General features: G+C 63.2%; 12 protein-coding genes. 4 read left to right on the top strand and 8 right to left on the bottom strand.

Features of this window, described 5'->3' with window-relative positions:
• Nucleotides 1-92: 92 nt before the first annotated feature.
• The 3 genes from BO1_RS04435 to BO1_RS49590 are packed head-to-tail and all read right to left on the bottom strand — an operon-like array spanning nucleotide 93 to nucleotide 3406.
• Nucleotides 93-1082, bottom strand: coding sequence for an NAD(P)H-dependent flavin oxidoreductase (locus tag BO1_RS04435; RefSeq protein ID WP_028216530.1), 990 nt, complete (start codon nucleotides 1080-1082; stop codon nucleotides 93-95).
• A gap of 9 nt (nucleotides 1083-1091) precedes the next feature.
• A complete protein-coding gene (locus BO1_RS49595) occupies nucleotides 1092-1748 on the bottom strand; it encodes a 2-hydroxychromene-2-carboxylate isomerase (protein ID WP_052409351.1) in 657 nt (218 codons plus the stop codon).
• 26 nt (nucleotides 1749-1774) lie between these two features.
• Nucleotides 1775-3406, bottom strand: a complete 1632-nt coding sequence (locus tag BO1_RS49590; RefSeq protein WP_043283750.1) for an AMP-binding protein — start codon at nucleotides 3404-3406, stop codon at nucleotides 1775-1777.
• Between the two features lie 399 nt (nucleotides 3407-3805).
• Between BO1_RS49590 and BO1_RS04420 the strand changes: the two genes are divergently transcribed.
• Nucleotides 3806-4387, top strand: coding sequence for a TetR/AcrR family transcriptional regulator (locus BO1_RS04420; protein WP_156992114.1), 582 nt, complete (start codon nucleotides 3806-3808; stop codon nucleotides 4385-4387).
• A 109-nt stretch (nucleotides 4388-4496) separates the two neighbouring features.
• Here the strand turns inward: BO1_RS04420 and BO1_RS04415 are convergent, their stop codons facing one another.
• The 5 genes from BO1_RS04415 to BO1_RS04395 form a co-directional block, all read right to left on the bottom strand.
• The gene (locus tag BO1_RS04415) at nucleotides 4497-6539 is read right to left on the bottom strand and encodes a family 2A encapsulin nanocompartment cargo protein cysteine desulfurase (RefSeq protein WP_028216528.1); all 2043 of its coding nucleotides are present in this window, start codon (nucleotides 6537-6539) and stop codon (nucleotides 4497-4499) included.
• Nucleotides 6514-7446, bottom strand: a complete 933-nt coding sequence (locus tag BO1_RS04410) for a family 2A encapsulin nanocompartment shell protein (RefSeq protein WP_028216527.1) — start codon at nucleotides 7444-7446, stop codon at nucleotides 6514-6516. Before BO1_RS04410 ends, BO1_RS04415 begins: the two co-directional genes overlap by 26 nt.
• Nucleotides 7447-7631: 185 nt before the next feature.
• Nucleotides 7632-7895, bottom strand: coding sequence for a helix-turn-helix domain-containing protein (locus BO1_RS49585; protein ID WP_043283748.1), 264 nt, complete (start codon nucleotides 7893-7895; stop codon nucleotides 7632-7634).
• Nucleotides 7892-8866 carry a serine O-acetyltransferase EpsC gene (gene epsC, locus BO1_RS04400; RefSeq protein WP_028216526.1) on the bottom strand — a complete coding sequence of 325 codons (975 nt, stop codon included), beginning with the start codon at nucleotides 8864-8866 and terminating at the stop codon, nucleotides 7892-7894. Before epsC ends, BO1_RS49585 begins: the two co-directional genes overlap by 4 nt.
• Before the next feature lie 58 nt (nucleotides 8867-8924).
• Complete coding sequence (locus tag BO1_RS04395) at nucleotides 8925-9392, bottom strand: rhodanese-like domain-containing protein (RefSeq protein ID WP_028216525.1); 468 nt, start codon at nucleotides 9390-9392, stop codon at nucleotides 8925-8927.
• Nucleotides 9393-9727: 335 nt separating this feature from the next.
• On the opposite strand from BO1_RS04395, the gene BO1_RS04385 reads away from it, so the two are divergent.
• From BO1_RS04385 to BO1_RS04375, 3 genes are read left to right on the top strand one after another with little or no spacing between them, the layout of a single operon-like run.
• Nucleotides 9728-10507, top strand: a complete 780-nt coding sequence (locus BO1_RS04385; RefSeq protein WP_028216524.1) for an amino acid ABC transporter substrate-binding protein — start codon at nucleotides 9728-9730, stop codon at nucleotides 10505-10507.
• Nucleotides 10508-10520: 13 nt separating this feature from the next.
• On the top strand, nucleotides 10521-11198 hold the full coding sequence (locus tag BO1_RS04380) for an amino acid ABC transporter permease (RefSeq protein ID WP_028216523.1): 678 nt from the start codon (nucleotides 10521-10523) through the stop codon (nucleotides 11196-11198).
• Nucleotides 11198-11956: an amino acid ABC transporter ATP-binding protein gene (locus BO1_RS04375; RefSeq protein WP_028216522.1), complete on the top strand. Its 759-nt coding sequence runs from the start codon at nucleotides 11198-11200 to the stop codon at nucleotides 11954-11956. Before BO1_RS04380 ends, BO1_RS04375 begins: the two co-directional genes overlap by 1 nt.
• The last annotated feature ends 96 nt before the right edge of the window (nucleotides 11957-12052 follow it).

Here is a 12052-nt window from a genome sequence, read left to right as displayed (position 1 = left end):
TCTGCCTTCAGACCGTCTATTTGCACCCGATCCCTTTGGCTCGCGCGCGTTCCTCAACGATGCGGTGACGCCTCGACACAGCGCTGGTTCGGCTACTCGAGGTTCGTGGCATCGAGCATCGATTGGAGTCTAGCCCCGATCAGTGTCCTGGCCTCACCGACAATATCGTCGATGAGCGCCTTCACGGTGGGCACATCGTGAATCAAGCCGGCCACCATGCCGCAGCTCCACGCGCCGGAATCCAGCAAGCCATCACGCATGACTTTTGGATAAACACCGGCCACCTGGTCGATGATGTCATCGATACGAAGATCATTGCCCTTCTCACGCTCGATCTCCAGAAGACGTTCCACACCGGCATTGTTGAGCACGCGCTCGGTATTTCTCAGGCCGCGCATGATCAGCCGCGTGTCCAGCTCGGTTGCGTTAACGATCGCCCTTTTTACATTCTCATGAACCGGTGCTTCTTGCGTAGCAACAAACCGGGTGCCCATGCTGATGCCTTCAGAACCCAACGCAAGTGCCGCCACCAGACTGCGCCCGTTAGCCATGCCCCCCGAAGCAATCGTTGGAATCGCTAACGCTTCTGCAGCACGTGGCAGCAAAATCATATTCGGAATATCGTCCTCGCCTGGATGACCACCGCATTCGAAGCCATCCACGGTGACCGCATCACATCCTGTCTGCTGCGCCTTGAGGGCGTGCCGTATCGACGTGCACTTGTGAAACACCGTGATGCCCGCGTCTTTGAGGCTGGCCATGTAGGGCTCGGGATTGCGACCCGCCGTTTCGACGATGCGCACGCCACCCTGTTTGATCGCATCGATGTATTCAGGGTACGGCGGGGCCGAGAACGTCGGAAGGAACGTGAGGTTCACGCCAAACGGTCGATCGGTCATTTCCCTGCACCGTGCAATTTCCTTTGCAAGCAGCTCAGGCGTCTTTTGTGTCAGGGCGGTGATAATGCCCAAACCACCGGCGTTGGAAACCGCAGAGGCAAGTTCTGCGAGGCCGACGTAATGCATCCCTCCCTGTACGATGGGATATTGAATGCCGAAAAGCTCGGTGATACGTGTCTTCATACTGGCGCCTCATGTCCTTCGAGTTTCATTACCGTCAATCTTCGGGGTGAGCGGCGTGACCGCAGCCGGCACATACTGCGCCCCAGCGGCAAGGTACTGATCGAGTAGCCAGATGCGGTCGCCGCCCCAAAAGAGTTCGTTTCCTGCTGCGAATGATGGAGAACCAAACACGCCCCGGGAAACCGCAGCTCGGGTCGCCTCGCTGACAGCGCTACGTGATTCCTTCGATTCAATGGTTTCCCGGAACCGTTGCTTGTCTATGCCCACGGCCTTCCGGGCAACATCGAACAGAATATCCATGTCACCGAGGCGACGCCCCTCGGCCCAGCGTGCACGCAACAATGCTTTCGCCAGTACCGGTCGCTGTTCAAGCGGTTGCGTGTACATCAGCTGCTGAGCAGGTACGGGGTCAAACATGGAGAAGTCATCGGTAAGCGGCATTCCCAATACTTTTGCCATCCGCGTTGCGTCATGACGGGCATAAGGACCTTTGAGCGGCGTATCAAGCAACGGCTTCAGGCCCATGACCTTGACCACTGCAACGCCAAGCCGGAAGGGTAGCCAATGAAGTTTTTTACCGTGACGGTCTGCCAAAGCCTCAATCGCATTCGATGCGAGGTACGCGTAGGGCGAGACAAAATCAAAATAGAATTCGATCGAATCCATACTTTCGTTGGGAGAATTGAGCGAAATTACGGGGCGCCGTCCAGTGATTTGTCTGTACGGGTCTCTTTGAGGAATTGCTCACGTAGAACATATTTCTGCACTTTTCCCGATGCCGTCTGGGGAAACTGATCCACGAAGCGCCAGACCCTTGGCGTCTTGTATGACGCGAGACGCGTGCGACAAAAGCTTGTCAGTTCACTCTCTCCTGCGGCTTGCCCGGCTCTGAGCTGGACGAAGGCAGCAATGATTTCACCCCATTCGGGGTCGGGCAACCCGACCACGCAAGCCCCTGCAACGGCTGGATGGCCAAGCAAGACTTCTTCGACTTCGCGCGGATAGACGTTTTCGCCACCGCGAATAATCATCTCCTTCATTCTTCCCTGAATGGTGAGATAACCGTCGCTTGCCATCGAGCCCAAATCGCCGGTCCGGAGCCATCCGTCGCCGGTCAGCGCCTGTCGCGTTGCTTCCGCGTTATCGAAGTACCCCTGGGTTACGCAACTTCCGCGCGTCCAGATTTCACCCACCGTGCCGAACGGCACCGTTTCGCCACTTTGTGGATTGGCCACTTTGACTTCGACCTGTGGCATGGGCCGCCCGACCGTCAACGCCCAGCCCGATCGAGACTCGTTTTCGCGCGTATGAGTGATATAAGGCGAGGCTTCCGTTTGCCCGAATCCAATGCCTACCTTGATGCGAAGGGTATTCTCGATCCTCTGTACAAGCGCCGGCGGGACAGGCGCGCCGCCCAGCGTTGCGAGTCTCCATGAACTCAGGTCGAAGCTTGCCAGTTCCGGATGGTCGAGAATACGAACGATCATCGTTGGAACTGCGGATATCAATGTGCCGCGCTCCGCTTCAATCATCTCCAGCATCAATGCCGGATCGAAAGCCGGCGGAAGAACGTGAGTGCCTCCCGTCTGTAATGCCCCCAACGTCACGAGGCCGCACCCGGCGGTATGAAACAGGGGCATCGGGTTGACCCATACGTCGCCTTTTTGCGCACCGATCACTTGCGCATAGATTCGCCCGTTGTTGGCCAATCCCCGATGGGTTAGCAGCGCGCCTTTGGGAAAGCCTGTGGTGCCAGATGTGTATTGAATTTGGGCTGTAGCGCCAGGTTCCACGCGTGGCAACGTGACGAACTCCGACGAACCATTAACAAAATCTCCCCAACTCTCCAGCGAGATAATTTCCCGCAAGAGCGGCAATTCGGGTTTGACTTCCTCCACGACAGCCACGAGTTTTCTTCCGCGATACTCGGGTTCTACGATAATTCCGCAGGTCTGTGATTGCTTGAGAACGTACTTGAGCTCCGAAGCGAGATACGCCGGGTTCACAGTAACAAGCGTAATGCCCGCGAGTGCGGCACCGAGTTCGATCTGCACCCACTCCGGGCTGTTCGATGCCCACACCGCGACGTGCTCGCCCGGGCGAAAGCGGCTCAGCAGTGCGCCCGCCACTTTACGTGACTGCGTCAGCAACTCGCCGTAAGTCCAGCGACGCCTGTCGGTCCGGCTGACACCCTCAACCAGCGCGACTTCGTTTTCCCAGCGCGCTGCCGCATTCGTGAGCGCGTCCCCAATGCTGATTTCCAGGAAAGGCTCGCTTTGATCTGCGGGCCAGTACGCCAGGTTTTGTGAAGCGGCATGTTCCATATGACTGATGTCTCCGTCTATCTTTGCATCCAGCGAAAGCTTAATGTAATTTAACGCGATGCAGCATATCGCTCGCCAGACTGCAACTTGATTACGTCCCCATCATAGGCGGCGCACTTTTGTGCCTCTATTCGGATTTCGGCACCCCGAGTTCGGGCCGCCACGACGCCCTTATTCCTGGGCGCCGGCGTGACTTGCCTGGCATCTACTCGGATATCCCTCGCCCCGAAGTTTCAGGGCACGTACATACGGCTAGAATCGATAGCGCGCAGGTCACGCCTGGTGGTGGCTGTCGCGAACATCGTTGCCGAGGAGAGAGAGGTGCCAGTCAAAGGTCGGAAATTTGGCGCGAACGCACAGATCGCCGTGCGCCGCAGGCCAAGGCAAGGACGGTCCCAGATGACTGTCGACGCCATTCTCGAGGCCGCTCAACAGCTTTTGATAAGAGATGGATTCGATGCCACGAGCACGACTCGCATTGCCGAAGCAGCGGGGGTCAGTGTTGGTTCGCTGTATGAATACTTCACCAGCAAGGAAGCGCTCGTCGCGAAGTTGATCAAACGCCATTGCGACAACCTGCTTGACACGTACGCCAAAGCGTTCAAGGAGGTGGAAGGCAAGGGGATCGCGTCCTTGGTCGACGCGTGGATCGATACCAGTGTGGACGCGTATGCAAAAGATCTTGCCCTGCATCGCGTTCTTCTCGATCAGATGGGCAAGGTGAGCAAGACACAGCACCTGCGACGTGTTTCTCTCGCTATTGCAGAACTTCTCGAAAGCGCGCTTCGCCAATGCGGGGAGCCGATACCGAGACCGGATCTGCGGCTCGCGGCTTTTGTCATTGAGTCATCCGGGGAAGCCCTTTTACATCGGGCCATTCTTTACGGAGACGATCTTCTCAACGATGCGTTGCTACGCGAGTGGAAACTCATGACCCGCCTTTATCTTGCGACTGCGGACAGCTTGCCCTCGCAGACGTGACACTTCCGGGGCCCATCTCCCACCTCAGGTGCCAGGGCCATAGGGGCAATAGCCGCCCCCCGATCCCCCGGGCGAAGCCAACGCGGGGCGGCACCGCCCCGCGTTGACGTTACTGGCGCGGCGCCAGCCCGCGTACGACCGCCACCAGCGCATCGACTTCCGCGCAGGTGTTGTAGAACGCGAGCGAAGGCCGCACGGTCGCCTCGAGGCCGAAGCGCCGCAAGATCGGCTGCGCGCAGTGATGCCCGGCGCGCACGGCAATGCCTTCGCGGCTCAACGCCTGCCCCACCTCCTCGGTCGTGTAGCCCTTCAGCACGAACGAGAGCACGCTCGCCTTGTCGCGCGCCGTCCCGACGAGGCGCACGCCCGGCACCGGCGCCAGCACGCTCGTTGCATACGCAAGCAAGTCGTGCTCGTAGCGCGCGATGTTCTCGATGCCGATCCGGCTCACGTAGTCGAGCGCCGCACCCAGCCCCACGGCATCGGCGATATTGCCGGTGCCGGCTTCGAAGCGCGCGGGCGCCCCATGGAACACGGTCTTCTCGAACGTGACGTCCTGGATCATGTTGCCGCCGCCCTGCCACGGCGGCATGGCTTCGAGCAGATCACGCTTGCCGTATACGACGCCGATGCCGGTCGGCCCGTAGATCTTGTGGCCCGAGAACACGAAGAAGTCGGCGTCGAGCGCCTGCACGTCCACGCGCATGTGCGAGATCGACTGGGCGCCGTCAACGAGCGCTTTCGCGCCCGCCCGATGCGCAAGCTCCACGATCTCCTGCACCGGCACCACCGTGCCGAGCGCGTTCGATACCTGCGTCACCGAGACGATCTTCGTGCGGTCGTTGAGCAGCTTGCGATACTCGTCGAGCAGCACCTGGCCCGAGTCGTCGACGGGAATCACGCGCAGCTTCGCGCCCTTGAGCGCCGCGAGCTGCTGCCACGGCACGATGTTCGCGTGGTGCTCCAGATGCGAGACGACGATCTCGTCGCCCTCGCCGACGTTCTGCACGCCCCAAGACTTCGCGATCAGGTTGATCGCCTCGGTGGTGCCGCGCACGAACACGATCTCCTCGGGCGACGCCGCGCCGATGAAGCGCTGCACCGTCTTGCGCGCATGCTCGTAGGCGTCGGTTGCGCGCGCGGCCAGCGCATGCGCGGCGCGGTGAATGTTCGAGTTCTCGTGCGCATAGAAGTACGCGAGCCGGTCGATCACGGCCTGCGGCTTGTGCGTCGTGGCGGCGTTGTCGAACCAGACGAGCGGCTTGCCGTTCACGCGCTCCTGCAGGATCGGAAAGTCGCGGCGCACGGCGTTGACGTCGAAGGGCGGATGCGCGCCGCGCAGCGCCGCGGCCTCGCGCGCGCCCCCTGCGGAGGTGCGCGGCGCGGTGTCCGCGGTGTCGTTACGCCCAGCCAGAAAATAGCGCGCGGGACCATCGTGTGCGCCCTGCTCCGGCCGGTTGAGCGTAAGCAGTGCGCGCAGCGCGTCATCGCCTGGCAGTCCGAACGTCTCGGGCGCGGCGAGGCCATGCGCGGGCACCACGATCTCCTGCGCCTCGCGCTGCCAGCCGTGCCCCGCCGAATCCGTGAAATAGAACGGCGAGCGCGCGCCGGCCACGGATCCGGCGGCGGGTAGGGGTTCGGCGGGTTCGGCCGCCGCATAGGCCTGCGGCACGCCCAGCAGCGCGCCGCCCACGCGCGGCTCCAGCGCGGGCGCGATCGCCACCGCGTTGTCCGGCAGCCCGTTCGCCGCGGCGGCGTGCGGCGCCAGCGCGGGCGCGCGGTTGCCGAGCGCGAGCACATGCGTGGGCGCGCCAGGCGCGAGATTGGCCCCCGGCACCTTGCCTTGTGGCGGCGCGAGGCCCGGCACGCCGGTGCCCGTGCCGCCGGGCCCCGCGAGCGGCGAGCCTGCCGGCGCGGGATTGCTGAGCGAGGCCAGTATCGGCGCGGCCGCAGGCAATGCCGAAGGCACGCCGCCCACCGCGCCGCTGCCGGCCGCCACTTCGGGCGCGCCCGCGTTGCCCGGCAGCGTGCTGAAGAACTCGTTGGCAAGCCGCGCGAGCGTCGCCGGGTCCGGCAGTCCGCCAGGCAGCGGTGCGTGAGCGCCCGCTTGCGGCAGCGCCGCCGGATTAACGGTAGGTGTCAGGGTAGTCATGGTACTTGCCGATCTCCACGTCGTCGAGGACAGCCAGCGCATCCGGCGAATGGACGGCGAGCGAGCAATACAGCGAGATCAGATACGACGCGATCGCCTGATTGTTGATCCCCATGAAGCGCACCGAGAGACCCGGCCCCTGCTCGCCCGCCACGCCCGGCTGGTAGAGGCCCACCACGCCCTGGCGCTTGTCGCCCACGCGCAGCAGCAGGATCTTGGTCTTGCCGTCGGCGACCGGCACCTTGTCGGACGGAATCAGCGGAATGCCGCGCCACGTGATGAACTGCGAGCCGAACAGGCTGACCGTCGGCGGCGGCACGCCGCGGCGCGTGCATTCGCGGCCGAATGCGGCAATCGCGAGCGGATGCGTGAGGAAGAACGCGGGTTCCTTCCAGACCTTCGTGAGCAGCTCGTCGAGATCGTCGGGCGTGGGCGCGCCCGTGAGCGGGAAAATGCGCTGCTCTTCCTCGACGTTGGCCAGCAGGCCGTAGTCGGGATTGTTGATGAGCTGGCTTTCCTGCAACTCCTTGATCGTCTCGATCGTGAGGCGCAGCTGCTCCTTGATCTGGTCGTGCGGACTGCTGTAGAGGTCGGAGATGCGCGTATGGACGTCGAGCACCGTGCTCACCGCGTTGAGGAAGTACTCGCGCGGCTGCTCTTCGTAAGGCACGAACGTCGTGGGCAGCGTGCCTTCGTCTTCGCGCGCCGTGCAGGCGGCGCGCACTGCTTCGGGGTCCTTAACGCGGTTCAGACGATAGATGCCGGCCTCGACCGGCACCCATTGCAGCAGGTGGGTGAGCCAGCGCGGCGTGATCGTCGCAAGCTGCGGGACGGTCTTGGTGGCATTCGCCAGTTGCCGCGCGGCGTTATCGCCAAGCGCGGTCTGGCCGCTCAGAGTCGTGGACATGAATGAGGGCTCCGGTTACTTATAACGAAAACTGCATTGCTTATGAAGACAGCAGATTATGGGAAGCCCGTTTGCGCGGTTCAACCGGCTATAGGCGTCAAGCGACATCAAATGCAGTCGAACGGCATCGCGCGGCGCGCGCGCAATGCCATCCGGCTCGAAAACACATGAATGAATAGCGGCGCTCAGGGACGCAGCGGACTGCCCGGTAACGCCGCGGCGCTCGCAACGCCGATCGCCCCGCCCACGAGCAGCTCGCCGATGCTCACACCCAGTGCATGCGCGAGCTTTTCCACGGTGACGATGGAAGCGATGGCCGCGCCACGCTCGATTTCCCCGACATAGGTGCGATTCAGCCCGGCATGCTCGGCGAGCCGCTCCTGCGACCATGCGTGCGCCTCGCGCAAGCGCCTTACGGCGGCCCCGAAGTCGTGAACGATGGCGCTCATCGCGATGCACCCGCCGCAATCGCAAACGATGCCGGCGTGTCAGCCTCGACGGGCAGGCCCGCAAGCGGCGCACGCATTTCGTGGCGCGAGATGGCCTGGGTCACGTGCGCACCCGGCGGCACACTCTCGGTCAACCAGACGTTGCCGCCAATCACGGCGCCGCGGCCGAGCGTGACGCGCCCGAGTATCGTCGCGCCAGCATAGATGACCACCTCGTCCTCGACGATCGGGTGCCGCGCGAGGCCCTTCTCGAGATTGCCGGCGGCGTCGCGCGGAAAGCGCTTTGCGCCGAGCGTCACGGCCTGGTACACGCGAACCCGCTCGCCGATGATCGCGGTCTCTCCGATCACGACGCCCGTGCCGTGATCGATGAAGAACGCGCTGCCGATCTGCGCGCCCGGATGGATGTCGATGCCGGTGGCCGCGTGCGCGAGCTCCGAGATGATGCGCGCTAGCAGCGGCAGCCCCAGCAGATACAGCTCGTGTGCCAGCCGGTGATGCGTGATGGCGAGCACGCCGGGGTAGCAGAGCAGCACCTCGTCCACACTGCCGGCAGCGGGGTCGCCGTTGAATGCGGCCAGCACGTCAGTGTCGAGCAGCGCGCGGATGGCGGGCAAGCGCTGGGCGAAAGCGCGCACGGCAGCCAGCGCGCGCGCCTCGATCTCATCGGGGTCGCTCTCCACATGCCGCGCCTTGTAGCGCAGCTCGAGCCGCGCCTGTGCGAGCAAGGCGTGCAACGCCGCGTCGAGCGCGTGGCCCACATAGAAGTTCTCGCTCTCCTGGCGCAGATCCGGCGGCCCGAGCCGCATGGGAAACAGCACGCCCTTGAGCGTTTCGATGACCTCGGCCAGCGCTTCGCGCGCCGGCAGGTCGCGCCCGCCCGGCTCCAGCGCGCGGCGCTGCAATTCGCGCCATTGCTGTCGCACGCCCTGTAGCGCGTCGACGATCTCAGCCACATGAAATACAGTCACGCCAGTTCTCTCTTTGTTATTCGTATGAATGATCCGGCGCACGGGTGAGCAGGTCTTGCTAGTCCTGCACCCATGGCAAGCCGTGAAAACGCCAGCCGTTGCTCGAGCCGCGATGCCCCGTCTCGTCGAGGTCGCCTTCGAAACCTTCGGTGACGTTGAATACCTGCGTAAAGCCCGCCTTGGCGGCCGCCTCCGCGGCCTGCGCCGAGCGGTTGCCGCTGCGGCACAGCAGCACGAGCGCGGCGCCCTTGCCCGTCTTCGCCTCCAGCTCGCGAACAAAGCGCGGATTGCGCGTGAGGCTCGTTCCGGTCGCCCAGGCGACATGCAAGGTGCCCGGCACGTGGCCGACGAACTTGCGCTCCTCGCTGCTGCGCACATCCACGAGCACGGCCTCGCCCCCCTGGTGGAGCGCCCACGCCTGCTGCGGCGTCACGCTTCCCGCATACGGCAGCCCGGCCGCCTGTGCGTTGCCGCGTGCCGCTTCGAGTGCCGCGTGCAGCGGCTTTTCCTGCAGTTCCACTGTCATCAGTGTCTCCATATCGTGTTGGCGGCACGCATCCGAACCTTTTATGGGTTGCCGCCTTTAGCCATCACGATTGCACTATGCGAGCAAGGCGGCGCGCTTCCAACCAATTAAAAATGCTATCCAAATGAGCATCCGCGTCAGATGCAATGGCGTCAGCTCGAAAGCCATTGCGGATGAGCCGGGCTGGCGCTGTGCAGCCACAAAGATGCGTCGTGATATTCCGCCAGCGCATATGCATAGCGAATGTGGCTGTTTTGCGGCCGCGCGCGCGCCTCGTAGAATCGGTCACTCACTTTGACGCTGAAGCTGACCTCTCACATCAGAACATTTCAATCATGAAAGCCATCCGCTCCGTTCTCCTCGCCGCGCTCCTTTCGGTCGCCGCTACCGCACCGGCCCTCGCCGCCGACGACCTCGCACAAGTCAAGGCATCCGGCGTGTTTCGCGTCGGCACCGAAGGCACTTACGCGCCGTTCACCTACCACGATGCATCGGGCAAGCTGACGGGCTTCGATGTCGACATTGCCACGGCGATCGCGCAACGGCTCGGCGTGAAGCCACAGTTCATCGAGGGCAAGTGGGACGGCCTGATTGCCGGCCTCGACGTCAACCGCTACGACGCGGTCATCAACGAGGTGTCGATCACCGATGCACGCAAGGAGAAGTACGACTTCTCGACGCCCTACATCGCCACGCATGCCGTGCTGATCGTGCGCTCGGATAACACCACCATCCATTCGTTCGACGACCTGAAGGGGAAGAAGTCGGCCAATACGCTGACCAGCAACTTCGGCAAGCTCGCCGCGTCGCACGGCGCCGATGTCGTGCCAGTGCAGGGCTTCAACGAGTCGATCGATCTGCTGACCTCGGGCCGGGTGGACGCCACCGTCAACGACTCGCTCTCGTTCCTCGACTTCCAGAAGCACAAGCCCGACGCCAAGCTCAAAGTCGCGTTCACCGACACCTCGTCCGCGGACGATCAGTCGGGCGTGCTGATCCGCAAGGGCAACCCGGAGTTGCTCGCGGCCATCGACAAGGCGCTCGCGCAGATCAAGGCCGACGGCACCTATGCGCGCATTTCGCAGAAGTATTTCGGCAAAGACGTTTCGCAATAAGGCGGATTGAACGATGCCGGCATGGCTGCATTTGATGGCGCAATCGTTGTGGCCATTGCTTGAAGCGGGACTGGTCTTCACCGTCCCGCTCACCCTGGCTTCATTCGCAATCGGCATGGCGCTCGCGTTCGGCGCGGCGCTCGTGCGCCTGTTCGGGCCACGCTGGGCGGTCGCCGCCGTGCGTTTCTATATCTGGCTCTTTCGCGGCTCGCCGCTACTCGTGCAGTTGTTCGTGATCTTCTACGGACTGCCTAACATAGGCATCGTGCTCGATCCACTGACGGCGGCCATTATCGGCTTTTCGCTCAACGTAGGTGCCTATAACGCGGAAGTGATCCGCGGCGTGATCGAATCGATTCCGCGCGGGCAGTGGGAAGCCGCCTATTCAATGAACATGACGCGCGCGCAGGCGTTGCGCCGTGCGATCCTGCCGCAAGCCCTGCGCGTGGCCTTGCCGGCGCTGTCGAACTCGTTCATTGCGCTCGTGAAGGACACGTCGCTCGCGGCGGTGCTGACCGTGCCCGAAATCTTCCAGGCTGCGCAGCGCATTGCCGCTGTGACTTACGAGCCGCTGATTCTCTATACCGAGGCTGCACTGCTCTACCTCGTGTTCAGCTCCGTGCTCTCGCAGGCACAAGGGCGGCTCGAGGCGCGTTTTGGCCGCCATGCTTTGTTTTCTGCGGGGCGCTGATGATCCGTATCGAGAAACTCCATAAGTCGTTCGGCGAGCATCGGGTTCTCGCGGATATCGACCTCACGCTGAAATCCGGCAGCGTCACCGCGCTGATCGGTCCGTCCGGCAGCGGCAAGAGCACACTGCTACGCTGTATCAATCTGCTTGAAACGCCCGACGCTGGCGCGCTGAGCGTGGGCGACGCGCGTGTCGAGTTCGGCCGCGAACGCCAGCTCCCGCATGCCGAGATTGCTTCAGTGCGGCGGCATACGGGCATGGTGTTCCAGAACTTCCAGTTGTTTCCGCATCTGAGCGTGATCGAGAACGTGATGGAAGGACTCGTCACGGTGCTGAAATGGGACAAGGCGCGCGCCCGCGAGCGCGCAACCACGCTCCTGGCGAAAGTCGGCATCGCGCAGAAAGCGCATGCGTGGCCCTCCACGCTCTCGGGCGGTCAGCAGCAGCGCGTGGCGATTGCCCGCGCGCTCGCGCCCTCGCCTCAGGTGCTGCTCTGCGACGAGCCGACCTCGGCGCTCGATCCCGAGCTCTCCGCCGAAGTCGTCGACGTGCTGAGACAGCTCGCCGAGGAAGGCACGACCATGCTGATGGCGACGCATGACTTGCGGCTGGCCGCTTCGGTCGCGCACGACGCTGTCTTCCTCAAGGATGGCACGATCGTCGAGGCCGGCCCCTCGCAAGAGCTCTTTGCTCGCCCGCGCGATGCGCGCACGGCACGCTTCGTCTCCACGCTCACCCAGGCGCTGCCGACGTTCTGACTTTGTGTCGCGCGCCGGCATGGGCTCGTGTACGTCGCCGCGCTCGCATGGGCTGTCATGCGATTCCGGCATTCTCTTTGCACAAAGAGTCGCGAC

It is taken from the genome of Paraburkholderia oxyphila NBRC 105797 (genome assembly GCF_000685075.1).
GTDB classification, from domain to species: domain Bacteria; phylum Pseudomonadota; class Gammaproteobacteria; order Burkholderiales; family Burkholderiaceae; genus Paraburkholderia; species Paraburkholderia oxyphila.
This window is presented reverse-complemented; position numbering and strand designations above follow the sequence as displayed.